A 24,434-nucleotide genomic window follows, 5' to 3' on the forward strand; every position below is an offset into this window, starting at 1 on the left:
TTAATTTACAAATTTCTTTTATTGCATCCAATCTACTTCGTTTATCTTTTTTATCACTTACAATTTCATTTAAAACTTCATTAATCCTCTCATTAGGAAAATATTCCATTAACAATTTTCTAAAACCTTTAGAATCTGTTAATCTTTGGGGGGTTTTAGAAGTTATTAAAGAATATCCTGCTTCACGCATAATTTCTCCCCAATTTGTTTTCTGTAATTCTTGGGGATTTCCGATTTTTTCCGCTATTTTTTGAATTGCTCTTTTCTGCTTTAAAGTAGGCATAAATAAAAAAAACCCAAATTTGGGCCTGTTACGTATAACAAACCAAAACTTGGGTTTACGTATAAACCTAAGAAAAACTTTTTTTATTAAGACTTCGTAAAGCCTCTAAAAAATTTCTCTAATTTTTAAATTTTTCTGACATTTAGGACAGCGTAATTCTACTTCTCCAATTATTATACTATTTCTAATTTTAATAACTGGAGTATTACACTCTGGACAATACCCTAAACGCCAACTATCTATTTTATATCTTTTCTTAAGTATAGAGCCACGGAGAAAGTTTAGCAAGGTGTACATATATTTTTTATTTTTCCCCGCAATAAGGACATTTCCAAATTTTCCAGCGAGGATTATTATAAGGATTAAAAGTTAATTGAATAAAATTTCCGCAATTTTGACAATGATATTTAGGAAAATGTTTTTCTAAATATTTTTGATCCCTGGATTTCCAACGACATTTTGAAGAACAAAACTTCTGATACAAATGCCACTTATCAGGCTTAAAAGATTTTCTGCAAAATTCACATGTTTTAATCATTATTAAATAGCCAATTTTGTTTTTAAATAGACATTTTATAGATTTTTAGATACTTCTTCCTCTTCTGATACAGTTCTAATTCTGTACTTCAGTGAACGAATAGTTTCATTTACAGCTTTTTCCAGTAATCTTGCTTTTTGATATTCTTGATAAGCTGGAGTATTTTTAGCTAAAATCTCAGCTTGATTAACTTTTTCTGTAAGTTTTAAGGCCCTCAGTTTCTCTTCAGTATAAGCTTTTTCTAGATCAACTAAGGCTTCTGAGAAATTGCCAAGAAGTGCTGAAAGTTCTACAAGTTCTTGAGAAAGTTGTTCTTTAGTTATTTTCCCTAAATTCTGCCATAAATTTTCTAATTTATTTTTAGTAATTTCTCTAATTGTTTGCATATTATAAATAAATAATTTCTGGCTCTTTCTTTAATCAAATAACCAATATTGTTATTCTTTTATCCATATTTTTAATAATATTTTATTATTGGTTCTTTTTGAAAATCACGGAATATCCAAATTTCTTTTGAAGTATTCTCTGGACAATTAGCAAATAAAGCTATTTGTTCTTTTTCTTCTGGAGAAATATAATTACTTTTAACTTGAATCAGCTTAATTTTGTGCCTATTGATCGCTACCAAATCAAAAATTCCTAAACTTGCTCCTACTTTTGTCACATTATAACCAGCTAATTCTAAAATCTTTTTAGCTTTTCTTTCCTGCCTTGCTCCTTTTGCTTTTTTGTTAATCATATTAAATTACGCCAATTTTTCTTTAATTATTGAATCTAATTATCTATCCTTCTATTTCTCATAATAATCTATTTTGCCTAATTAAAGGCTCTAGTCTTTTATTTGCTATTTTTATATATTCTGGATTTAATTCTATTCCTAACCAATTTCTTCCTAATTTGTAAGCTACTACTGCCGTTGTTCCTGTTCCCATAAATGGATCTAATACTATGCCATTTTTAGGACAACCAAATTTAATTGGTATCTCGCATAACGCTTTTGGGAAAGCTGCGAAATGATCAACATTTACACCAAGTTCACGCTGGAAGTTGTGAGGCTCGGGTCTAATTTGCCAAACTGTGGAAAGATTTTTTCCTAAAATTGGTGTCTCTAATTTCCTTTTGTTATCCATAAAATCTCTTACTCTACTATTGAACACTCCTGAGTAATTTGAATATATTTTCTCCAAAGAGGAGTCCCTCCGTAAGTCCACCTTCCAGAAATCCTGAATATAAACCAACCTTTATTTCTAAGATATTCATCTTTTTTCAAATCTTTTCTGCCTTGTTCCCTCTTTTTATGGTATTTTCCGTCTACTTCTATTCCTATTTTCCAAATAGGATCAGCAAAATCTATAAAATATTTTCTAACTGGAAATTGAGGATAGAATGGAAGTCCCCAATAACGAATATCGCTCCAAACATTACTTTCAATTTCTGTAAAAACTAAATTCCAATCAAAAATACTATAAGGACAACAAAGGGGTTTCCAATTTTCATAATTTTTTCTAATTGTTGGTATATATTTGAAAAAATTCATAGATCTTTTAAGGGTCTAGGAACTGCATTTACTCCTCTGTAATAATTATCTAGTTGAACCAATTCTTCATCAGTCAACTTTTCACATTCCTGCGGAATATAATCTACAACTACAAAAGCAACCTTTAATTTTTTCTCTCTTCCAAAACCAACTTCCCCTAAATTGCAGTAAGTAGGATCTTTTTCATACCACTCTTTCCATTCTTTTCTCGGCATAAGTTTTTTTACAAATATAGCTTTATGTTTCATGTTTTACTTTTTTTTAATTCGCCTAAAGGCTCATCTATGTATTTATGCACGGTTTCTAAAGTCCATTTGAAATCAGTATTATCCTCCAGCCAATACATAACTTCTGTAATAGTTTGGTCTGAATAGCCTACTAAAGCACGAGCAGGTCTTAATTCCCGCCGCAGGGCAGCCTGATATTGGTCTTTATTCTCAAAGAAATAACTTTTAAATTGCCAGTAAAGAGCAATTATCTGAATATGTCTATTTCTATCTTTTTTCATTTTTTCTAGTTTTTCTTTAAAAGAAAATTTTTTTAAAAAAAACCCTCGTTGCGAAGCAACAATATCTTTTTTTCTATTTCTTATCTCTATTTCTCTTTTGTATGCTATTGTAGTATCCCCCGGGTGATATTGTAGTATCACCCCGGGTGATATTGTAGTATCACCCGGGGGACATTGTAATGTCTTCCCCCTCTCTTTTAGGATGAAGATTTTCCGCCAAGTTCCTTCTTTATTTCTCTCAAACTCTGTCTTAATTAAGTCTTTTTTTTCCAACTTCTTGATCAAAGATCTAATATTGCTCTTTGTAAATCCTATCTGCTCTGCTAAATACTGATTTGAAGCGTAACAAAAGCCTTTTTGCTTAGTTAATATATTTATTTCAGCAAAAAGTAATTTCTCACTTGCTGCTAAATCTTTTCGTTTAGCTATTTCAAGCGGAATTAAGATAAAAAGACTTTCTAATAGTTCTTTTAACTGTTCTACAGTATTTATTCCTCTTTCAAACAAATAATCAACCATTTTCATTTTTTCTGGTTTTTCTCTTAAATCTACGATTTGAAATTCTCTTTTTTTTGGATCTGGAAATTGTTGTTTTTCTTTTTGTTCCATAATTGATAAGTAAATTATGTCTAACAATTAAATGGTTCTCTTAGTTCTTCCCATTCTTTATGCTCTTTTAGGGTATGTGTTTGTTTTTGATCTAATTTCCTTTTAGCTTCTTTTCTAATTGCTTTTATTTCTTCTTGCATAGCTTTTGCAACATCTATTTTTGCTCTTAAGAATAAAGCTTGGCTTACTTCCTCAACTGGAATTCCTTTACTTTTTTCATCTAATTCAGTCTCATAAGAAGCAAAGAAATCTGAAGTTTCATAAGCATTACCTCCATAATTTGAATGACTTAATTTTCTTGAATATGCTCTTATAATCCTCATTTTAAAATTCACTTAAATCATTTTCACTATAAAGATCTTCATTTTCAGGGATAAATGCAGTTGAATCTGTAACTTTAGGACTTTTTACTATAATCTTTTCTTTAGCTTGAATACTAATTACTTTAGCATATTCCTTACCAGCCTGCGATTTCCTTTGCTCTGTTACGACTCTGGCTGCTTTACCTACCAATTTTAATTCGTCAATGGTATCTCCTACTTTTACTTCTTGGCCAGTTAAATCTTGATAAAGTTTTGGCAATCTTGAATCAGTAGCTGAAAAATATGCTCTTAAATTACTGCCTTTAAAATCTGTTTTTCCTTCTAAGGATTGATCAATTACTAAAGCTAATCTTAATTGTAAATTTCCCCATTGATTTTTTTCTATTTTAGCATCAGTAATCGTAACAAAATAAATATCATCAGGAATTAAAGGAAATTTTCTAGGTTCTTTGATTTGAAATGTCATATTTTCACCTCCCTTCTATAATAATTTTTAGTTGCATAGGTTAAAGCAAGTAAAACCTGTTAAATTGACTTCAAAATAAATCATCTTTGTTTTACTTACTAAGGCCAAAAGCAAGTAAAATAACTTATTCGGTCATATTCCCAGGAATAGGCAGGTAAAGTAAAAATGAAAACTTTTTTAAAGAAAAATCTTTACCTACCTATGTTTAGAGCGGATTAGTTTGAGGAATTTTTCTACCATATCTGTTAATTGACAGACTTAGGTATCTGACGAATTTGCCAGCTTATTCTGGATTTTGCTTTATTGTTCCAGAAATTACCGCTCTTCAAGAATTTTAATAATTTTTATTTTCTTTCCGCAATTTAAAGCTTCTTGATAATCCCATTTGAAAATATCAAATCTACCGTCAAATCTTCTGGCAGTTCTGTCTTTACAGATAAATTCTTCCCCATCAATCTCAACTTTAGTTCCAAACTTATATTTTCTTGGACAAGCTATAGCTGAAGAATAAACTTTTTTCCCGCTTGCCATAATACATCCACTATTTGAGCAAGACTCATAAGGAGAATAACAAGTTACTATAGCTTTTATTTTGTTTTCTCGTTTTACTGAAATTTGAATAGAATTTTCTGAAATTTCTCTTATAAGTCCTTTATAATTTCCAATTGCAGAAAAAACAGCTAAAAGAGTCATTGCTATCGTTAACAATAGAAACCAAATAATTTTTATTTGTGTTTTTCTTTTTTTGAGCATTTTTTCACCTCCCTTCTTTTGTATTTTTTAATTTGGCTAAAATTAGCCAATTTTTTCAGAGCTCGGGAGAGCCAAAAAAGTCTATTTTGACCCCCTTTTTTTGGCTAAGATAAGCCATCACCGTGCGCATTTTTTCCTTAAATGTATTAAGCATACCACCCCCCCTTAAAATTGCGCACGAAAAATTTAATTTTCTAAATGCAGAATTCTTCCAATTGAAAACTTTTCCGAAGCTATTTTTACTTCCTCTAAAGAAAAAGTTTTAACTAAATTTGGAACTTCAAAATTAATTATTCAGTAAACCAAATGAAAAACTAAACTGCGAAGAATTTTAAATTCCAAAACTTTTCTTAAAATTTTAGAAAAGTTTTCTCCATCTTTTCTAAAATTTAGAATTATTGCTGCTACCTTTCCTTTTGGATCAGAAATAAATTCATCTAATTCTTTTTTCATTTTTAAAACTTCTAATTCTTTTTCATTTCTTGCAGTTAGAGTTTCATCTGGATCAAGTTTCCAAATAGAGTTTTCTAAATCAAATTTAACTTTAACTGGGAATTCTTGGTGATTTCTTTTTACTTTCTCACAAATTTTACAAACAGAATAATATCCATCTTTTTTAGAAGAATCTTTTCTAAAATTTTCAATAGAAAGCCATTGATTGCATTTAGAACATTTTTTAGTTGTCATCTTTAATCACCTCCCTCCCTTTCTTATTTTTACGAGTTATTATTCGCTTATTTAGAATTTCTAATTTTGGTTTACAGTTGAAGATTTGCCAGGGACCTCCTGAACAACAATGCCCGAAGATCGGACAAGAAAGGACAGGATATTTCTTTATTTCTTCTTCTGTTAAAAGAGGCATTAATTCTATACAATGCTCCCATAAACAAAGAGTATATTTTTGCTTTTTCCAATTCTTATTAGGAAAAAACTTTTCACAATATTCTGATCTTGCTTCTTCAGCTGTTATTATTTGCTTAGACATAATTCACCTCCCTTCTTTAGTCTCTCATCTCCGCCCCAAGGTTGCTGAAATAGACATTTGACTTTCGTCTATCTTCTAAATCTGGCCAAAGGGGCAGACAAAAGAAACTAAAATTTTAAATTTCTTTTTCATTTTGTATGGCTTCATATCTTAATTTTTCTTCTAAAAATTCTTCTTTTTCTTTATCAGAAAGTTTATAGCTTATCTCTTCAACTTTCTCTGCTTTTTCTTCTAAATTTTTTAAATTATCTTCCATCTTTTTTCCAAGAGTTACAAATCTCTTAGTAAAATCTCTAATCTTTTTAACTAAAGGATATTTCTTTTCTTCTTCTTTATATTCTTGTCAAGTTTTCATAAATTTTTTATTCATTTTTTTACACCTCCCTTCTTAAAAATAAAAAAAGACTAATTATAAAATTAGTCTTGCATATTTTTTTGATTTATTATAAACTCAATAATAGAAATAAAAGAAATTCCTTTGAAAGACCTTTTGATTTTAGCTGTTTTACCTCTAAACATAAAACTCGGTATAGAACCGAGTTTCAATAAATTTTGTGAATTTTCTAGCTTTAAAAGTTATCCACAGACTATCGCCCCAGTGGCAGAAGCGCTAGAATAACGCCGCAGACAAGTTTTTGGCTTATTTTAGCCAAAAAAGCCAGGTTTCACAAAATAATTAGAAACTCAATTCTAGTTAATTTTAATCTCTACTTATAGTATACACCTTTAGAAAATCTTTGTCAATATTTTTTGATGAGTTTTTTTAGCGTTTTCTTTCTCTATTCCGACATAAACTCTTAAAGTTGTTCGTTCACTTTTATGCCGACAAAGATATTGAGTATCTTTTAAATTAGCTCCATTCCGAATTAAATGTGTAGCAAAACTTTTTCGGAAGATATGATGACAGATATGTTTCTTTAATCCTAAATTTTTAGTATGAGTTCTTAAAAAACCTCTGGCAGTAACTGAAAGAAGTCTTCCTCTACCAGAGACGAAAAGTGCTTCTAAATTATCTTTTCTTCTTTTAAGATATTTTTTGATCCAAGATAAACTACGATCAGTAAAATAAACTTTTTCTTTTTCTTTACTTTTGATATTTTTAATTACTGCTTCTTTTTTCTCCCAGTCAATGTCTTTTTTATTTAAAGTAATTGCTTCTCCAATTCGCATTCCTGTATCCAGCAAAACTTCCATTAAAGCTCTAGTTCTTAAACTAGCTAAATCATCTGTTTTAATAGAATCTCTAAGTAGATTTATTTCATCTAAAGTTAAGTATTCTACAGGCAATTGAGGCATTTTGGGGATTTCAATATCCCGATAATCAAAAGGTAATTTAACTCCGTTATCTTTTAGAAATTTCAAAAAGTTTCTCCAAACACAAGCTGCTCTTTGAGGACCATACTCCCCATGTGCTTTTCCACCTTCAACTATCGCTGCGGTATCAGCCAGCTTTAGATTAGAAATTTTTTTATCTTTTAATAACATAGATTAAGAATTTTTCTCAAATTTCATTTCTTGTTCATCTGATAATTCAGCATGGCTAATTGCTCCATAAATAAATCTTCCGTGTTCTGTAATTGTCTTTTCTGTTAATCCTTTTTTCCGCAAATACTCCAAATAATCTTTGAAGAAATCCTTAATCTGATAGTCTTCAGTTTTCATATAACACCTCACAGTTGCTATAAAAGCCTTGCTAAAAACTTTATAGCGTGTTATAATATAAATAGGCATAAGGGATAGGAGCTTCTATCCTCTTATTGCCAGCTGTCCAGTCACTCGCAGTGCTGGGCAGCTTTTTTCTGACCTTGATATTCTATCTTAGCACAAATAAAAATCTTGTCAAGGGTCTTATTTTTTGAATTGTTTAGTTATGTCTACTATTCCCTGCGAAGCAAGATATGCAATCACTACTTTGATAAAATCATTCATAATCTCTTCTGAAATTCCTGCTCCAAAAGCATTGGCAATCAAAAGTGCCAAAGTCAAAAGAGTAATCACAAATTTCTTGCTTCTGAAAGTGGAATAGTTAACGACCTTTGTGTTAGTCATATTATTTATAATAATTAATTAAAAAACCTATTATTACAGCTCCTAAAACTCCAATAATCCACCAAATAAGTTTATCTATTTTTCCATAAAAAGCTGTAATATGTTTATCAAATCTTTTTGAGAGTTCTTTAAAAGCTATTTCTAAAGCAGTTAATCTCTCATGAATTTCAATTTTATTTTTGAGATTGTTTTTCATATTGTTTTAAATATTCTGGAAAAGTTAGATATAACCATTTATTGCCATATTTCCCTTCAAAAACAGCCTCATATGGCCAATAAAATCTTAAAGCTGTTACTTCTTTTGGAGAAGGAGCTCTTTTTATTTTTGCCCAAAGCCAGGGATTTGTTACGACCTTTAATTCTTTTAAATAATCAACCCAACGACGAGGATAATTATAATAATCATCCACAGGATATCTTTCCTCAAGATCTAGACTAACCCAAGCATCCCAAATTTTATGTCTCCCTTCAGCAATAAAGAAATAACCATTCATTGGTCCCCAATTTTCCCCCCAGCTATTTTTTGCTTTAAATAAATCTTTATCCCAGCCGACAATTTCTATTGCATGGCCACCAATATATTCCTTTCCTTTTGGTAAAATTCCATCTTGATCAGGATAATAATTTTTATACCAAGGCATTGAAACTACTACAGAATTTTTATATTGGAAAATCGCCTGCTTTATTTCCTCCCAACCTTTAGTGTAACCAGGTTCAATATCTATTCTCCAATAACTTTTGCTTTTATGCTTCTCAGCTTGTTTATAAACATGCTCTGGAATATTTTTAGTATCAATATACTCTTCCCAACTCATTGATGCTTCAGGTTCTCTAAAATAGCCTTCTGGACAAACTCCATATTTTTGAACTACTTTAAAAGTATTCCTTGTATAAGCTCCCCAATTAGTATTTCCTTCTATTTCTTTAGTCTTTGCCATGATAAAACGAGCTGACATTTCTTCTCCTTCCTGTTTTTCTTTATGGTGAGCTTGTGCCTGACTTGTACATGAAGGTCTGCTGAATTGATTATTGGGATTAAATTTCTCAAACAATTCAAATTTTTCTGGTAATCTAACTGGTTTTTGAATACCAACCAATCTAAAATCCCTCCGATCTTTTTTGTCTCGGAGACAGCCTAAATTATTTTGTATATTTTTAGACATAATTTTTGAAAGGCGGGAGAGTAGAAAAGTATAGCTGAAATTTTTACTCGTCTTCGGTTTCAGTACTTTCTTACTCTCCTTCAACTGTGAAATAAGATACTAAAACTTTGTGACATTTTTGGCAAACCAGCATTCTATAATTCTTGTGAACTACTTGATAAACTTTTTGATAACTTTTGTAGTCTTTACAGTATCCTATTTCTCTTCTGACCATTAATCTGAACTTCAATCTTCTCAACTTGTTTTTCAATTTCGCTTTATCAACCATTTTAATCCCTCCTTAATTTTCACCTTTTTCAAAAACTCCTTCTAAAACTTTATGGCATTTCTCACAAGCCAATAGCTTAAAATTTTCATGCTCTACTAAATAGATCTTTCTTAAAGCATTACAATCCTTGCACCATCCTATTCCTTTCTTTAAAATCTCCTCAAATCTTTTCTTTCGTTTACTATTCATTTTTTCACCTCCTCTTTTTAATTATCTTTTAAAAGCTGAGCTAAGGGAGGTAGAAAAGCTCAGCTTTTAGAAGATAATTGTTTTTTCTGATTCAGATATTGCCAAATTCTATAAAAGAACCACAAAATAATTCCGAAACCAACAAAGAGCCAAAGAAAATCACCGTATCTCTCCCATAAAAATCTGCAAATTTGAAATAAACCAATCCCTAAAATTCCTAAAATTATTATTATCAGAAAAAATCCAGGGAGCGGTGGTTCTTCCTGATATTGACTTGGAAACATAATTGATTTGACAAAATTTCTAAAAGGCGTATAATGAAATTGACTTGTGGATAATCTATCAAAAAATTTCGGCAGAATGGGTGGTTTTCTTTGCCGAAATTTCCACCCATTTTGCTTTTAGATTATGACTAAAACTTGGTTAAAAATATTTTTAGTAGCTAGTATAATAATTCTTTTAGTTGGTGGTTTATTTTATTTTGTTGAAGCAAGACAAGGTTGTTGTTCTTGGCATGGTGGTGTCTGTGGATGTCAATGTTGTAATGGGACACCACTTTCAGCAAAATGTGCTCCATATTATCCTTGGTGTAATGGAGAAAAAGAAATTTATACTCCTCTTCCCTCTCCTCCGTCTATTGAACCTATTCGGTTGTGGGATCAAACAGAAGCACAATCTATTTCTGCTCTTAGTAACAAGAGTAATAGATGGAGATACTATTAAAGTAAAATTTTCTAATGATACTATTGAAAAGTACGCCTTATAGGAATTGATACTCCCGAAACAGTTGATCCGCGTAAACCTGTAGAATGTTTTGGTAAAGAAGCTACACAAAAGATGAAAGAATTAGTTGATAGTAAAACAGTAAAATTAGTTAGAGGTAAAGAAAGTTCCAATCGGGATAGATATAGTAGACTTTTAAGATATATTTATCTTATAGATAATACTTTTGTAAATGCTGAAATGATCAAACAAGGTTATGCTTATGCCTATACTAAGTATCCTTTTGAATATATGGAAGAATTTAAAAGGTATGAAAGAGAAGCCAGAGAAAATAATAGAGGTTTATGGGCCCCAGGAGTATGTGAGGCAGAACAAACAAAACAACAAGAAGAAATTTTAACTATTTAACTATTTCAACTATTGCAGAAAATAAAGATATTAAAACAGAAAAACCAGAAGAAGAAGATACTACAGCAGGTTTAATCTTTTTAGCTTTCTTTATTTTATTAATAATATTTTTAATTCTAAATATTCGTCATTGGATACAAAGAAAAAAGCAGAATAATTAATAATAATTATGAGAAAACTCAAAAAAATTATAAGTATATTTCTTCTAATAGCAATTTTTGGAGGATTTTCTTATGTTATTGCTAATGCTCGCGTAAAAGTAAAAGGTTATTATCGTAAAGATGGAACTTATGTTCAACCGCATTACCGCAGTGATCCTAATAGCAACCCTTATGATAATTGGAGTTTCCCAGGAAATATCAATCCTTATACAGGAAAAATAGCACCTGGTAATCCTGATACTTATTTAAGAAATTATTACAAAGACAAAACTTATACTCCAAAAACTTATATTCCTAATATTTCATTACCTTCATTTTCTTCATTGTCTATTCCATCTTATTATTTTTCTTCTTTATCTTTAATTAAACCATTTCTAAAAGATTCTCTTTTGAATTCTTATAATGCACTTTATATTAACGATCCAAAAATATTAAAATTTCTTAAACCAACAGAAATTTATAAAGATTCATATTCATCTAAAATTTATTTAAAAACAAAAGGTAGAATTCCTAATATAAAATATTTAAAATATTATAAAGAAAAAGATTTAATTCGGGTTTATAATGATATTTATCTTTCAAATGATATTTATCTTAGATGGGATAAACCAAAATATTGGTAATTTTTAAAAATATGAAAGAACAAAATCCTGAAAAAGAAGAATTTCAAGTAATCAATCCATTTAAAGAAGAGTCTTTTTCAAAATATACTTGGAAAACTCTTATTTTAATGACTCCTATGTTTATTATTGTTGGAGGGATAATTTTTCTTTTTCTATATATAATTTGGGAAATAATTAAAAGTATTTTTTAACGAAAAGGCTTTTCTCTTACTTCACTTGGAAGAAGAGCTCCTTTATATGGAATTAAACCATGTTGTTGCAACCATCTTAAATATTCTCTAGCTTCTGTTTCTTCCTCCCACTCCCTCCATTTTTTTTCTTCTTCTGTTTCAGTTGGTCTTACGGGAATTCCCAAAATATATCTTGTAGCTTTCCATTCCAAAGGAAGATCAGGATCAAAAGCTCCTTTAAAAGTAAAATAAAATCTTGAAAGAGCAGATTGAAGTAAATGTAATTTTTTAGCATTCATTTCATATCTTTTAATAAATTTCTTTTCCTTTGGATAACGCCAATCTCTATAATAAACTTCCTTGAAATCAAGGAATTTTTTTATAGGATTTGGTAAATATTTCAATTGTTTAACAGCTTCTTTTGTTTGAGCTTCTGGCGGTAGTTTTGGATTCCAGATTTCTTCTCCAAAATACATGTGTTTATTGAAAAATAACTCTGCTGGAACTTTCAAAAATGGTGTCAAAAGAGCAGCTATTTCTCTAATACCAGAAGGATTTATTGGTAATTTATTTAAATCCTCAGCTGGTAAATCTAATTGCATCCATAAAGATTTTCCGATTTCTTTCTGAAGAGGTTCTGGCAATCTAAAAACTATCATTTCTTTCATCCATTCTGGTAAATATCTAAATTCTTTTTGTCCAGCTTCTCCTGAAATAGCATCTACAGTTTTTGCGAGACCAGCGTACTTTCCAGGATTTTTAAGAACATGTTCTATCTGTAGAGGAATATTATGTCTTGTCCAAACATAGAAAGGGAAAACTGCTCTCATTCCTAATCTTTCAAAATTAGTTAATCCTTCAGGCATATAATCAAAATGATAACGAAATACCCACCTTGCAGCTTCTCTTGGAGCATCTCCTTGTATAAGTCTTTCCAAAAATAAAGGCATTCTTAAACCATTTTCTGTTTGTTCCATTAACCATCTTGGATAACCGCTTCCCATCCAAAATTTTTTAAGTTTTCCTTTTAAAGTTGTATCTAACATTTCTTCTATTGTCTGAGAAATATCCATCATTCCAGGTTGTCCTGTAACTCCTAATCTTTCTGCTAAATCTCTAATTTGATTACCAGTATATTTTACTCCTATTTTCGTTTTATAAATTTTGTCTTTACCTCTTAAAATATCCCTGCTTTGTTTTGTTCTTCTCAAGGCTTTAGTGGGAGTATTTATTCCAGCTAACCAATTATTAAACCAACCACCAAAATAGTTTCTAGTATGAAAAGCTGGCCAATATCCCGTTACAGTTCCTTTCCAAAAACTAAGAACTTTAAAATATCCTTTTAATAAAGTCTTCATTGTTTCTTCATTTGTAAGAACTTTCTGGACTTCATCTATATGTTCAGCTATAGGTTGAGGTAATAAAACATCTTTTAACTCTGGAACAGTAGATTTTATTAGTTTAATTCCTTCATCCGTATATTGAGCCATTCCTTTTTTAATTGGTATACCAAATTTTGCTCCAGTTGCTTTTAGAAAATTATAAGTATTGATGTATCTAATATGTTCAGCTTTTCTTAAAGCCCAAGCCTTAAAGAAATCTGGTTCAAAGAAATTTTTAATTTTATATTTCTTTTTAAAGAACTTATTTATATCTTTTATAGTACCTTCTATTTTTCTAGGATTAGCTGATTTCAATCTAGCTCTTAAAGGTTTAGGAAGAACACTAAAAAAATTTGTGCCTGTATCAAGAAAATCTCTACCTTCTTTTGTAATATAATGTCTTACATAATGAGAGATTTCTCCAATTTTTTTACCAGTAGCTCTTTCTAACTTTAGCATCTCGTCGGCTTCTTTTCTATAAATTTTTAAGATATTATCTAAAACTTCTCTATTAAATAATCTTCCCTTTTCAGCTTTATAAGCTAAATGTTTTCCGACTTCAGGACCATATTTTTTTCTCATTTCTTTAGCTGTTCTTATAGAAAACTGAACAGCTCTATTTATTTTAGCTCTTGTTCCTTTAACAAAAGGTTTAAAAAGTTCATCTGCATAAGCTCCTTGCCCTCCCCATTTAGTAGGAAGTTTTTCTATTTCAGAAAAAGGTTTAAATGCTTTTGATACTCCCATTTTTATAGTTCTAATCCCAGGAGCTTTTCCTATTAAACGACCAGCAGCAGTAAAAGGAGCTCTGGGAACAAATTGCATCCCCATAAATTTTAAACCATCTTTAGCAATAAGTTTTTTAGCTATTCCTTCTCCTCCTTCCTGAATTAATTTTGCAATTTCTCTTTTAGCTGCTCCTTCACTAATCCCTTTTGCCATAGTTTTTTTTATTAATTTAGCTCCAGTTTTACTTAAACCTATTTTCCCTCCAGTAGTTGTTATTCTAACTGCTCCACCCGTTCCAAAACTAAGATAAGTAACTGGATCAAGTAAAATATCAACAACTAAAGCAGCCAATCCTTTTTTACTCCATAAAGGAGTTTTTTCTTCACTCTCAACAAGTCCTATAGCTTCACTAGGACTTATTTTTTCTCTAACTCCTTTTATAATCCCTTCTCCAGCTAATAATCCTCCCATAACATATTCTCCTGTTCTCAATATTCTAAAAACTCCTTTTAATACAGAACCTCCTTTTCTGCCCCAATTTTTCCACCAAGGAATACTTGTTTTAATATCAAAACCATATTCTCTTAAAGTTGCACGAGTAGGAGAAATTATTTCTTCTGAAACTTTTGGAACTTTCATAGGAGGAAGACCAAAAGCTCTTTTTGTAGTTGGAAAAGATTCAAAAGCCATAATTATTCATATAAAGTTCTAGTATATTCTGGTATAGTAAATTCTGGTATAGTAAAACTTAATTCAAATTCAGCAGGAGTTACTTCTTTTAGAACTTCTTTTTTAGGTGGAACTTCTTTTTTAGGTTTTTCAGGAATAGGTTCCATCATTTTTTTCCATAATTCTACTCCTCTTCTTCCTTTTTTAGCCCACCAAGCAACAAGTCCTTCTCCAGTTGTTATTGGTTTTTCTTCCCATTCTTTTGGAATAATTTTTTTTGGTTTTTCCATAATCCCTTCTATAGGCTGTCCTTGTTCTAACCAATCTTGAAATTCTAAACTAGTAGGAATTTCTTTAAATTTTCTAGCAGCAATCCAAAGAGCTCTATCTTTATTTCTCATGGTTTTTGAAGCCTCTATATCAATTCTTGCTTTTTTAAAAGTATAATCTTTTCCTTCTTTATCTAATTCAATTTCAATTTCCTCATCTGTCCATTCATGCATTAATAAATCTGGTTTGTTTTCTTTAATCCATCTAACCTCTGAATCAAATTTTGGACGATCATAGGGACCAGTTGGAGGTGCTTCCTCTCCTAAAAGATAATTTATTGCTGAAGCTCTCATTTCTGGATAAGGTTCTCCTTCCAAAGCTGGTATAGTAACTCCTATATCTCTTCCTCTACCTGCTAATTCTAAGGCCCTATTATGAGCTTCCATTTCCTGTTTTTTCTCTTCAACTCCCAACAAATTCATAGCCTGCTGAAAAGTATGTACAGGAGTAATTCCAGCTCGCGGATATTTTATCATTAGATCTCTAACAGTAGTTTTTTCTAATTCTCTTCTCTCAAAAGCTTCTGGAGTTAAATAAATTCTTCCATCTTCTCTTCTAATATCTTCTTCAGTAAAATACTTAAGTTGAGCAGGATCAGAAATATAGAATCTATTTTTCTCATAAGTAGTTACTGCTTCAGCAGCTTTTTCTTCAGTCATATCAAGACTAATTGGAGCTAAAGGATTATTTAATTTCAAATCCATAACTCGTTGTTTTTCTTCTCTGGCTATATTATAGGCATCTACCACAGCATTGTAAGCATCATCAAATAATCTTCTATCTTCAGCTTTTAATGTTGCTAAATAATTAGTATTAACATTCATCCAAGAAGTCCAGCGACTAAATTCTCTCTCTTCGTCAACAATAGCTAAATCAACTGCATCTCTAGCTAATTGTCTGGCTTGAGTAATATTGCCAGAAATAGCTTCTAAAGCAGCGGCTTTCCCAGATAATTCTGCTCCCATTAAAGCTCTTTTTCTCAGAGAATCTCTTTCCATTCTAGCTTCAATTGCCTCAATCAAAGGCATAGCTACTCTTCTTTCTCTATTTTTATCTATATCTACCATCAATTGAACTTTTTCTTTATTTATCTGACTAGCTAAACTAGCAACTTCTTTTCTTAAATCTGCTTGTTGTTGTAAGACATCTGAAGTAACTCCGTATTCTTTAAGTTTTGCTTCCCATAAAGCAGCTGTATCTATAGGTTCTTCTATTTTTTTACCAAGCCATTCTCTAGCTTTTTCAACCGCTCCTCTTGCTTCTGTAATCTCTGGAGCTAATTCTTTTCTCCATTCTTCTAATTTAGTTATATATTTAGCTACAAAAGAAGGCATAAAATCTTCTAATTTAGATAAAGTAGTAAAAGCATCTTTTGCTTCTCCTTCTGGAAATTCAAGATCTAAATCTTTTAGATCGGTTGCTTTATCTGTTATTGGAGTTGGAGTCCCTTTAAAAGGACCAATTGGTTGAATTCTAAAAGGTCCAGCAGGTTTTCCAGCTGCTTCATATTGTCTAATCGCTTCTGCTTTCTTTTCTCCTGTTAAATGTTCAAATCTTCCTCCATAAGGACGACTTGGAACAGTTGGAGTTGGAGTTGGAGTTGGTGCTGGTGCTGGTCTAGGAGTAGGAGTTGGGCTAGCTACTGGAGGAGGACTTGGTTTAGTAGGCCATGCTCCATATTGACCAATTAAAAAATTCCAATTCCTTTTAGAAATTTCTTCTCTTGCTTCAGCTTCAGTAGAAGTTGAGATAGACTTTATAACTCCCTCAGGAGTTTTTGCCCAAAGAAAATATCTTTGTTGTGTTCTTTGCATATTAAGTTAAAGCGACATAACACCAAGTATTTCCAAGATAAACATATAATCTATACGTTACCCCGCTTTCATATAAAACGAATTGCTCAAAAAAATTTTTAGGTTCTCCAGTAGGAACAGTAGCAACTGTTTTTAATTTTTTTCTAAAAACTTCTAAAGAATCTGTTCCTAAATGTTGATGAATAGGAATTTCTTCTGGAATTTCTTGATCTCCTGTAGGAATTGTTTGAATTGTTTCTTCTTTAGTAATTTCTAAACTCATATTGATAAATAATCTCCTTCTAAAATTATGTTTTTTATCTTAGCAGCTCCTGCTAATTCTAATCTTATTTGTAATTTTCTAGCTTCTACTCTAATATCAAATCCTTTATGTTTTATATCAGTATTTATTGTTCCTACAGTAGTCCAAAAACTAGCATAATCATCTTTATATTTCACAGTAACAGTATTACTAGAAGAAAAATCTCTTCCAACAATATTTATTTTTTTCCAGAGTTTTCTCTTTTCTGGTCTACCAGCATCTTGTATTAAAGATTCATAAACTATATTTGAAACATAAACAGAAGCTTTAACATCTGTTGTTTCTATTGCAAATCCTGAACCATTTTGATCAATAACTCCTAAATAGAGAGTCTCAGGTTTTTCTAATAATGCAGGAGGTTGTTTTCTTCCCCCAGTACTTTCTAAAGAGAAAATTGTTACATTTCCTGTATTTATATTTCCTGAAGCTACAGTATATTCTAAATTAGGAACTTCAGGAAAATTACTATTTTTTCTTCCAAAACTATAAACTCCACTAGGTATATTACCAGTAGAACTTTCAAATTTTCTTCCTACTCCAATATGTAATTTTCCTCTATAAATAATCATTCCTCCTGGATAAATCCCAATGGGAAGATCATTTTCATCTCTAGCAAAAGAAAATTTTTTTTCTAAGTTTGTTCCATTATAATAATATAAATCACCAAAATCTCCAGCAGAAAATTTCAAAATTCCATTATGATAGATCATTGCTAAAATTTCATATTCATCTATTGGCAAACTATCATTCCAACTTTCAGAATTATAATCCCAAAAGAAAATTTTAGCTTTTTTAGGTTTTATATTAGTATAATCTTGGCGAGTACCAATTGCTATATTATACCTTAATTTAGATAAACATTTTATTTCAGTTCCTGTAGGTAAATCTAAAGCTGCAGAAGTAAAAGTTGTACCATCCCAAGAAGCTAAATTTGAACCATTCCCAATATATAACTTATCATCATCTCCTATAAACATAGGATGCCAATCACAAGCATTTAAAGTCTGCCAAGAATCAGTCCAAGCTGGAGTCCCAGATAAAGGTCCATATCTTCCAGCTGTAGCATTTCCAGCCCAATAAAGATAATCTTTATATTCAATTAAACCACCATAAGTTCCAGCATTAGCATCTGTATGAACTAATGTCCAAGTAGGAGTAGCTACATAAGGATCCATTTCATAAATACGAATTCCTTCTGTTACTCCTCCTGTAGCATAAACCTTACTATTACTAGCTGCTTTTATCCAATAAACAGGACCATTTATATTATTTGGAGATTCAGCTTCAGTCATCGCTGTTGTTTTGGGATTACTTTGTAAAAGACCTTTTCTATTATGGATATTACAATTTTGAGCAAAAATAAAGGCACCTGGAAAACCTTTTTCTTCATCACTAGAAATTCCTCCTGTAAAATCATCTATATGTATTCTAAAATCAGCCATATTTTTAATAATAAGTTTCCACTTTAGGTACAAGCCTAGTTGGCTTATCTCTAAACCTAGAAGAATAATATTTTCTTAATTGATCCCAAAGTTCATTTAATTGAGATTTAATTAAATTTCTCTGCTCAGCTAATTCATAAGAATTACAGAAATCTAAAGTAGCCTCAAAAGAAAGAATTCTATGAAATGGTTCAGCAAAAACTGGCTCATCAGTATCAGCACTTAATTCTGTAGGAAGTTTAGTATACCAAATCTTAATCGCAGGAGAAATTGCTGTGTCTGGAGTAGGATCAAAAGCAATAGTTGTATCATTAGGAATATAATAGACTGGATTAGCACTGCTATAATTATCAGTACCATCAGCAATTGATCCTTTATAAGTCTTTAAACTAACTGGATTAGCTTCTACATAATCATCAGCTCCACTAGTATATCTAATTTCTACTCTTTCAATAGTTAAAATATCAGTAGGAAAAGTATATTCAGCTTGATCAACTACAGAATTAGTAGAAGCTAAATCTCCTTGAAAAGTCCATTCTCCCATATTCTCCAATATATCGGCTACTACCTTATGATATGCTCTATTTATGTTTCTTTTCTTATCATTAGTTGGATAAGAGGTTGAATCTGTTTTTAATAGAAAATCTATGTCATTAATAAGTCCTGTATTGTTAACAGTATCATTAAGGACCATATTATTTTTCTTTATAATGTAATAAACGATGATGTCTTTGACATAACCATTTTACATTATAAGGATTATTATAATCTATCTGATAAAACCATATTTTTATAAATATTATGTTCCCCAATATTTTGTAGATAAAGTCATTTGTCCACCTTCTGGTGGAGCAGCTTCTCCTGCATATCCTACAAGATAAAAATCCATATTTTCATTTGCAATTTTACCTTCAATTTTTCCATTTGCATCTGCTTCTACTAATCCAAAGGCATGATTTTCACCAGCTGCTCCCCAATAAATATTTTCACTTGAACCATTCTTTCTTAATCCAAATTTGTCTTGATAAGATCCAGAAACAATTTCAAAATATCCACCAGTAGCTCCACTTGCTAAAGTTGCTAAATCTATCCAAACTTCAACTCCTGCTACAAGACTCAAAGTATCAATCCATCCTTCATCTGTTCCACTACTTACACTACTATCTTTTGCATATAACCATCTCAAACTATGATCTCCTATTGTTAATGCAGAACTTGTATATGCTGCCCAATTTCCTTCTCCACTTCTTTTGGCTGTATTATTAGTACGAGTACAAGTTGCATCCATATCTTGACAATAACAAAGACAATCATAACCACTTTCTGAACTTACTTTCCATTTAAATTTTAGAACAGCTTCCTGCGAAAGAGTAATATCTTTATCAAGCCAAGTATTCTGATTATGTGTAATTACTCCACTATTTGCTGCAGCTGGAGAAGTATCATAAGTTGTTGCATCTCTCGTCCAATTTGCATCTCCACCTGTTGTCCATCCTGAAGGAGGAAAAGTCTCACCTGTAAAAGATTCTTCCCAAATAGTACTCTCTGAAAGAGACATATCAACAGCATTAGTATAAAAAGTCGAACCTTCAGTAACATATCCTACTAAAAAGTAACCAGCTGTTGTTGTGGAAACATATCCTTCACATATTTCCGAACTGTCAACTCCAATAATTGCTGCTCCATGACTATCAACATCTTTAATTCTGCTATCTGAACTTCCATTTTTTCTTATTCCCCAATTAGCACTAACAGCTCCAGTTACTTCAAAAATGGCTCCTATTGCTGTATCAATACCTGTATCAGCTGAAATATCTATATCAAGCCAAGTTCCACTAGAACTAAGAGATTTATCAACTGCATTAGTAAAAAATGATGCATCAGATCCAAAATATCCAACAAGCCAAACATTTACAGAAGTTATATTCCCAAGATAAAGTTCAAGTATTCTGTTTGTATCAACTCCAATTGCACACCAAAAATGAGAAGAAGAATATAAGTTTTGAGTTCTATTATCTCCACTACCATTTTTTCTAAAACCAACTGCTGTAGTAGTAGTACCTGTATTTTCAAAATGAAGAATTACTCCTGTTGAACCAGTAGGAACAGAACCAGAAACATCAGCATCTGTCCAGGCATTTGCTGTTCCTGGAGTTATCTCAGTTGGAGTAAACCAAATAACTGCCATATCATTTAATAATTAAATTTATTTTTTCTTTTTTTAACTGATTTATAATTTTCTGTGCATTTTTTGACCTTTTTTCTTTTTTTATAATTTTCCCTTTTTCATCTTTTATTGAAATCTCATTATACTGTTCTTCTGGAATTCTATCTCTTTCTGGTTGTTTTATATTTTCTTCATGAAATTTAATATCTCTTTCTAAAAATATTAAACTGTGTAATTTATCAAATTTTTCTTTAGTTAAGATTCCATAATTTTTAAATGGTTTTTTATTATAATAACAATCAGAAAGTTCATCATGAATATCATTGAATTTTTTATCAATTCTTTTTCTTAATTTTTCAAATTGAATTTTATCCCAATTTCTTTTTAAATTAGAAAAATCTTTTTTAGCCATAATTATACTTCATAACCACAAATAAGTATGTACTGAGTAATAACACTTGCTTGAGCAGTTAAATTATTATCTGCTGCAGTACTCTCAATAGGGGTTTGAAGATTAGAAACCATACCACCATTTGCCGCTAAAGAAGCAATAAAAATAGTAGAACCAGCTGTTCCATCTCTTAAAGTACAAGTTCCAGCTGCAGTAGCTGATATATGAATATCAGTTATAACAAACTTTTTACCTGCAGTTGGATCCCAAATTGTAGTTTCAGTAGTTCCAGTTAAAACTACATATTTTCTAACTTTTGTATAATTAACAATATCTCTTTTAACTGCTCCAATAACATTAGTTCCTGCTGGTAAAGCTGAGGCTATATCTACATCTCCAATATTATTTGTTCCAGCTGGAATTGAAGGTAAACTTAAAACATCAACATCTCCAATATTATTTGTTCCTACATTTAATCCAACGTTCCAAGTTCCTGATTGAGTAGCTGCTACTGTTCCATCTATAGTTAAAGAACCTCCTGCATCAGCTACTGGTAGAGGATAAGTATTTGAAGCTGTTCTTAAAGTAGAAGTTCCAGTATCAGCTTCAAACATTAAAGCAGTTCCAGTAATTGTTGTATCAGTATCTCCTTCTGTATATTGAGTTCCTCCTCCACCTCCTGATAAAACATCAACTTGTAAATGACCATCAGCATCAACTTTAAGCATTCTTGCTACAGCAGCAGCAGTTTGACCAGCAATAAGAACAGCACGAGCCTTACTTTCAATAGAGCCGCCTTCTGAAGCAAATTTATCAAATTCTTTGTCTCTTATTGATTCTATAGTCATAATTTTATAATAAACTTCTTAACCAACCTACAACTTTTTTAGTAAATTGAATATCATCTTTCATTAACTCAGTTAAAACAGCTGATGAGGCTTAAGCAATAGTTACTTGAGTATAGGCTGAAGGTTTAATAGGATTATTGTTATAATCATTAGTAGCAACTAAATTACCACCATAAACTTTACAAGCAACATAATCAGGTCCATCTCTAGCTTCAAATTGAATACGCCAGTTATTTGTCAATTCTAAAGTTATTCCTACTTTAACTCCACTACCTAAATCTTGTTTACCTGCTGCATTAATAAAAGTTTTTACGTTCATCCCTTCAGGATTATCTTCAAAATCTCTAATAGTATTTATTAATTCTTGGATACTAACTTCAGTTGTAGGTTTTTCAATAAAAATTACTTTATCGGGAGTATTAAAAGTTATAGCCATAGTTAACTTTCGGCTTCTATCTCTTTGATGAGCCTTTTTAACTTCTCTATCATTGCCTTTTCTTTTTCTATAACTTCTCCAAAAAGTTTAATATTAGAAATACACCGTTCAATATTCTTTTTGAGGGCCTCTTTATCATATTCAGGTTTTCTCATGTTATTAGGTTACAATACTATCAGTAGTTCTAATTGCAGCTACAGTTAATCCAGCTTCTACAAATGTTCCAGATGTTTCAAATGGCAAAATACCTTTCTTTCTCACTCGTATCATTACAGTTCTATCAGATAAATAAAGAACTTCCTGTTCTTCAGAGGTTGCATCAGCTTCTCTATCAATTAAAGGAACATAAGCTGTGTCACCAGTATCATAAGTTTTATATAACTTATTAGTATCATAAGCATCATTTAAATCCCAATCATTATCTGTTCCACCTTCTAAATAAGTTGTCAACTGTGTAGCAGAATCTACTGAAATAACATATCCAACACTACCATCAGTTGTATTTCTAATCACATCTCCTACTTCTACATTATCTGCTCCTCCAAAATCAGCAGCAGAATCCTGTAAAACCATAGTTCCTGTACCAGTTGTTGCAGTACCAGTTGCACCAGTTACTAAAGTAAATGTAGAAGTATCCCAACTTGAATATCTATATCTTTGTTCTTTAAACACAGTTGAACCATCATCATCAACAACTCTTAAAATACCAGAAGATGGTGTATCTTGTGCTATAGTTGTTGTTATTACAAAATCTGTATCACCTGCTAAATTAGCCGTAGCATGGCTATCATACTGAGATTTATTAATTTCTCTGAGATTTATTAATTTCTCCTGCCGAAGTCAAAAATACTGATACTCTATCTCCAGAAACAAGTGATGTAACTTTCATAGTAGCTTTAACAGGCGGATCTTGAACTGCTCCATCTGAATCAATAAGCTAATAACTTTGACCAGATGGCATACCTTCTATCCAAACTCCTTGAGCACCAAAGAATTTTCCACCAGCAAATGTTCCTAATGGAGATCCTTTCTTTTCAGTATATCCTGTATATGCTTTCCTATATTCTTCACCATCAAGAATCGTTATTACACCACTAACCACAGTATACATATCAAATCCTGAATCTTCCTCACAAACAAACTTGAAATATTCATAACATTGAGCAAGAGTTCTTCCAGTTTCATAAATACTACCACAATTAATAATCACATCATAATTCTTCAAAGCTTGCTGTTCATATGCTTTCTGCATTGTATGAAGCAGATTGTAAATCTTGAGATACAGTACAAGTAGCTCCTGACAAATCTCCAGTTATTGTCTTTGTATTCAAAGAGGTATTTGTAACATTTCCAAGTGTAATAACTGAACCAGTATCTTTTAATAGAATTGCTTCACCACCTGTATAAGTTACTCTTTCTCCGTTAATAAATGTTCCTGTAGTTCCACCATGAGTTGCTGTCCCATTAACAAAAGCAATTGTAATATCACTCCAACCAGATACTATAGTTGTTGAAGTACCATTTACTTTTGCTTGAGCACGAGTCGTCCAAGTAACTGTATTATCAGTAGTAGTTCCACCTTCTGTTGTATTCCAAGTTGGTTCTGAAACTCTCTATCTTTTATTGACTCAATAGATTTAGACATATTATACTTTACTTCTAAAGAAAAGTTCTTTTTCTTTAGCTTTTATTATATTTTCTTTTCTTTTAAGTTCTGCTTCAAAAAGTTGCAATTCTTTAATTTTATTTTCTATAGTTTTTTTATCTTTTTCTAATAAAAGTCTTTCTTCAAAAACCTTTTGAGTATCCTTTTCCTTTTCTTCAATTTGTTTTTCTAAATTTTCTAATCTTTTTTTAAGATTATTTCTTTGAGTTTGAAATTGGTTATTTTGTTTTCTTAAATTATTTATTTGTGATTTAAAATTTTCTTTTTTATTTTCTATTTCTTTTAATTCTTTTTCTTTTTCTCTAATTTCTTGAATAATTTGTTGATTTTTTTCTTCAACTTTTCTAATTAATTGAGGAATTTTTTCTTGTTGAATTTTAATTTCTTTTTCTCTTTCATTAATTATATTTTCTTTTTTTCCCAATTCTATTCTTTTAATATTAAAATTTTCTTCTTTTTGATTAAATTGTTCTAATTCTTTATTAGTTTTTTCTAAATTAAAT

At 30.8% G+C, this 24,434-nt stretch carries 37 protein-coding genes; 4 read left to right on the plus strand and 33 right to left on the minus strand.

Annotated features, from left to right (window positions below):
* The 20 genes from AB1414_01150 to AB1414_01245 all read right to left on the minus strand — a co-directional run.
* Nucleotides 1–283 (minus strand): hypothetical protein (locus AB1414_01150; GenBank protein MEW6606044.1); only part of this gene is annotated, 283 nt, incomplete at its 3' end.
* Nucleotides 284–856: 573 nt separating this feature from the next.
* On the minus strand, nucleotides 857–1,207 hold the full coding sequence (locus tag AB1414_01155) for a hypothetical protein (GenBank protein MEW6606045.1): 351 nt from the start codon (nucleotides 1,205–1,207) through the stop codon (nucleotides 857–859).
* Between the two features lie 71 nt (nucleotides 1,208–1,278).
* Entirely contained in the window at nucleotides 1,279–1,560 is a 282-nt protein-coding gene (locus AB1414_01160; protein MEW6606046.1) for a hypothetical protein, read from the minus strand.
* 58 nt (nucleotides 1,561–1,618) lie between these two features.
* The gene (locus AB1414_01165; GenBank protein MEW6606047.1) at nucleotides 1,619–1,951 is read right to left on the minus strand and encodes a site-specific DNA-methyltransferase; all 333 of its coding nucleotides are present in this window, start codon (nucleotides 1,949–1,951) and stop codon (nucleotides 1,619–1,621) included.
* 8 nt (nucleotides 1,952–1,959) lie between these two features.
* Entirely contained in the window at nucleotides 1,960–2,358 is a 399-nt protein-coding gene (locus AB1414_01170) for a DUF559 domain-containing protein (protein MEW6606048.1), read from the minus strand.
* Nucleotides 2,355–2,606, minus strand: coding sequence for a hypothetical protein (locus AB1414_01175; protein ID MEW6606049.1), 252 nt, complete (start codon nucleotides 2,604–2,606; stop codon nucleotides 2,355–2,357). Before AB1414_01175 ends, AB1414_01170 begins: the two co-directional genes overlap by 4 nt.
* Nucleotides 2,603–3,475: a helix-turn-helix domain-containing protein gene (locus AB1414_01180; protein MEW6606050.1), complete on the minus strand. Its 873-nt coding sequence runs from the start codon at nucleotides 3,473–3,475 to the stop codon at nucleotides 2,603–2,605. Before AB1414_01180 ends, AB1414_01175 begins: the two co-directional genes overlap by 4 nt.
* Nucleotides 3,476–3,495: 20 nt before the next feature.
* On the minus strand, nucleotides 3,496–3,810 hold the full coding sequence (locus AB1414_01185; GenBank protein MEW6606051.1) for a hypothetical protein: 315 nt from the start codon (nucleotides 3,808–3,810) through the stop codon (nucleotides 3,496–3,498).
* Complete coding sequence (locus tag AB1414_01190) at nucleotides 3,800–4,264, minus strand: hypothetical protein (GenBank protein ID MEW6606052.1); 465 nt, start codon at nucleotides 4,262–4,264, stop codon at nucleotides 3,800–3,802. The genes AB1414_01185 and AB1414_01190 overlap by 11 nt, the downstream gene beginning before the upstream one ends.
* Nucleotides 4,265–4,579: 315 nt before the next feature.
* Entirely contained in the window at nucleotides 4,580–5,017 is a 438-nt protein-coding gene (locus AB1414_01195) for a hypothetical protein (protein MEW6606053.1), read from the minus strand.
* Between the two features lie 294 nt (nucleotides 5,018–5,311).
* Nucleotides 5,312–5,704, minus strand: coding sequence for a hypothetical protein (locus AB1414_01200; protein ID MEW6606054.1), 393 nt, complete (start codon nucleotides 5,702–5,704; stop codon nucleotides 5,312–5,314).
* On the minus strand, nucleotides 5,694–6,002 hold the full coding sequence (locus AB1414_01205) for a hypothetical protein (protein ID MEW6606055.1): 309 nt from the start codon (nucleotides 6,000–6,002) through the stop codon (nucleotides 5,694–5,696). Before AB1414_01205 ends, AB1414_01200 begins: the two co-directional genes overlap by 11 nt.
* 115 nt (nucleotides 6,003–6,117) lie before the next feature.
* Nucleotides 6,118–6,258 carry a hypothetical protein gene (locus AB1414_01210; GenBank protein ID MEW6606056.1) on the minus strand — a complete coding sequence of 47 codons (141 nt, stop codon included), beginning with the start codon at nucleotides 6,256–6,258 and terminating at the stop codon, nucleotides 6,118–6,120.
* A 470-nt stretch (nucleotides 6,259–6,728) separates the two neighbouring features.
* Nucleotides 6,729–7,487, minus strand: coding sequence for a tyrosine-type recombinase/integrase (locus tag AB1414_01215; protein ID MEW6606057.1), 759 nt, complete (start codon nucleotides 7,485–7,487; stop codon nucleotides 6,729–6,731).
* Between the two features lie 3 nt (nucleotides 7,488–7,490).
* The gene (locus AB1414_01220) at nucleotides 7,491–7,664 is read right to left on the minus strand and encodes a hypothetical protein (GenBank protein ID MEW6606058.1); all 174 of its coding nucleotides are present in this window, start codon (nucleotides 7,662–7,664) and stop codon (nucleotides 7,491–7,493) included.
* A gap of 186 nt (nucleotides 7,665–7,850) precedes the next feature.
* Entirely contained in the window at nucleotides 7,851–8,051 is a 201-nt protein-coding gene (locus AB1414_01225) for a hypothetical protein (protein MEW6606059.1), read from the minus strand.
* Between the two features lies 1 nt (nucleotide 8,052).
* Nucleotides 8,053–8,247, minus strand: coding sequence for a hypothetical protein (locus tag AB1414_01230; protein ID MEW6606060.1), 195 nt, complete (start codon nucleotides 8,245–8,247; stop codon nucleotides 8,053–8,055).
* Nucleotides 8,225–9,214 carry a C1 family peptidase gene (locus AB1414_01235; protein ID MEW6606061.1) on the minus strand — a complete coding sequence of 330 codons (990 nt, stop codon included), beginning with the start codon at nucleotides 9,212–9,214 and terminating at the stop codon, nucleotides 8,225–8,227. The genes AB1414_01230 and AB1414_01235 overlap by 23 nt, the downstream gene beginning before the upstream one ends.
* A 70-nt stretch (nucleotides 9,215–9,284) precedes the next feature.
* Nucleotides 9,285–9,482, minus strand: a complete 198-nt coding sequence (locus tag AB1414_01240) for a hypothetical protein (GenBank protein MEW6606062.1) — start codon at nucleotides 9,480–9,482, stop codon at nucleotides 9,285–9,287.
* 12 nt (nucleotides 9,483–9,494) lie between these two features.
* Entirely contained in the window at nucleotides 9,495–9,671 is a 177-nt protein-coding gene (locus AB1414_01245) for a hypothetical protein (protein ID MEW6606063.1), read from the minus strand.
* 408 nt (nucleotides 9,672–10,079) lie between these two features.
* On the opposite strand from AB1414_01245, the gene AB1414_01250 reads away from it, so the two are divergent.
* From AB1414_01250 to AB1414_01265, 4 genes are all read left to right on the plus strand, one after another.
* On the plus strand, nucleotides 10,080–10,394 hold the full coding sequence (locus AB1414_01250; GenBank protein ID MEW6606064.1) for a hypothetical protein: 315 nt from the start codon (nucleotides 10,080–10,082) through the stop codon (nucleotides 10,392–10,394).
* A 39-nt stretch (nucleotides 10,395–10,433) separates the two neighbouring features.
* Nucleotides 10,434–10,802: a thermonuclease family protein gene (locus AB1414_01255; GenBank protein MEW6606065.1), complete on the plus strand. Its 369-nt coding sequence runs from the start codon at nucleotides 10,434–10,436 to the stop codon at nucleotides 10,800–10,802.
* Nucleotides 10,803–10,971: 169 nt separating this feature from the next.
* Nucleotides 10,972–11,586, plus strand: coding sequence for a hypothetical protein (locus AB1414_01260; protein ID MEW6606066.1), 615 nt, complete (start codon nucleotides 10,972–10,974; stop codon nucleotides 11,584–11,586).
* Between the two features lie 11 nt (nucleotides 11,587–11,597).
* Nucleotides 11,598–11,777 (plus strand): hypothetical protein, encoded by a 180-nt coding sequence (locus tag AB1414_01265; GenBank protein MEW6606067.1) that lies wholly within the window; start codon nucleotides 11,598–11,600, stop codon nucleotides 11,775–11,777.
* Here the strand turns inward: AB1414_01265 and AB1414_01270 are convergent.
* The 13 genes from AB1414_01270 to AB1414_01330 form a co-directional block, all read right to left on the minus strand.
* A complete protein-coding gene (locus AB1414_01270; GenBank protein MEW6606068.1) occupies nucleotides 11,774–14,557 on the minus strand; it encodes a hypothetical protein in 2,784 nt (927 codons plus the stop codon). The genes AB1414_01265 and AB1414_01270 overlap by 4 nt on opposite strands.
* A gap of 2 nt (nucleotides 14,558–14,559) precedes the next feature.
* Nucleotides 14,560–16,680: a hypothetical protein gene (locus tag AB1414_01275; GenBank protein ID MEW6606069.1), complete on the minus strand. Its 2,121-nt coding sequence runs from the start codon at nucleotides 16,678–16,680 to the stop codon at nucleotides 14,560–14,562.
* A gap of 1 nt (nucleotide 16,681) precedes the next feature.
* Nucleotides 16,682–16,942, minus strand: coding sequence for a hypothetical protein (locus AB1414_01280; protein MEW6606070.1), 261 nt, complete (start codon nucleotides 16,940–16,942; stop codon nucleotides 16,682–16,684).
* Nucleotides 16,939–18,423, minus strand: coding sequence for a hypothetical protein (locus AB1414_01285; protein ID MEW6606071.1), 1,485 nt, complete (start codon nucleotides 18,421–18,423; stop codon nucleotides 16,939–16,941). The genes AB1414_01280 and AB1414_01285 overlap by 4 nt, the downstream gene beginning before the upstream one ends.
* A gap of 4 nt (nucleotides 18,424–18,427) precedes the next feature.
* Nucleotides 18,428–19,117 carry a hypothetical protein gene (locus AB1414_01290; protein ID MEW6606072.1) on the minus strand — a complete coding sequence of 230 codons (690 nt, stop codon included), beginning with the start codon at nucleotides 19,115–19,117 and terminating at the stop codon, nucleotides 18,428–18,430.
* A 105-nt stretch (nucleotides 19,118–19,222) separates the two neighbouring features.
* Nucleotides 19,223–20,611, minus strand: a complete 1,389-nt coding sequence (locus tag AB1414_01295) for a hypothetical protein (GenBank protein ID MEW6606073.1) — start codon at nucleotides 20,609–20,611, stop codon at nucleotides 19,223–19,225.
* A 1-nt stretch (nucleotide 20,612) separates the two neighbouring features.
* Complete coding sequence (locus AB1414_01300) at nucleotides 20,613–21,002, minus strand: hypothetical protein (GenBank protein MEW6606074.1); 390 nt, start codon at nucleotides 21,000–21,002, stop codon at nucleotides 20,613–20,615.
* Nucleotides 21,003–21,004: 2 nt separating this feature from the next.
* Nucleotides 21,005–21,829, minus strand: a complete 825-nt coding sequence (locus tag AB1414_01305; protein MEW6606075.1) for a hypothetical protein — start codon at nucleotides 21,827–21,829, stop codon at nucleotides 21,005–21,007.
* 91 nt (nucleotides 21,830–21,920) lie between these two features.
* Complete coding sequence (locus AB1414_01310) at nucleotides 21,921–22,265, minus strand: hypothetical protein (GenBank protein MEW6606076.1); 345 nt, start codon at nucleotides 22,263–22,265, stop codon at nucleotides 21,921–21,923.
* Nucleotides 22,266–22,267: 2 nt separating this feature from the next.
* Entirely contained in the window at nucleotides 22,268–22,420 is a 153-nt protein-coding gene (locus tag AB1414_01315) for a hypothetical protein (protein ID MEW6606077.1), read from the minus strand.
* Nucleotides 22,421–22,424: 4 nt separating this feature from the next.
* Nucleotides 22,425–22,937 (minus strand): hypothetical protein, encoded by a 513-nt coding sequence (locus AB1414_01320; GenBank protein ID MEW6606078.1) that lies wholly within the window; start codon nucleotides 22,935–22,937, stop codon nucleotides 22,425–22,427.
* Between the two features lie 265 nt (nucleotides 22,938–23,202).
* On the minus strand, nucleotides 23,203–23,517 hold the full coding sequence (locus tag AB1414_01325) for a hypothetical protein (GenBank protein ID MEW6606079.1): 315 nt from the start codon (nucleotides 23,515–23,517) through the stop codon (nucleotides 23,203–23,205).
* Nucleotides 23,518–23,911: 394 nt separating this feature from the next.
* Nucleotides 23,912–24,434 (minus strand): hypothetical protein (locus AB1414_01330; GenBank protein ID MEW6606080.1); only part of this gene is annotated, 523 nt, incomplete at its 5' end.

This window comes from bacterium, assembly GCA_040755795.1.
In the GTDB taxonomy this organism is placed as follows: domain Bacteria; phylum UBA9089; class CG2-30-40-21; order CG2-30-40-21; family SBAY01; genus JBFLXS01.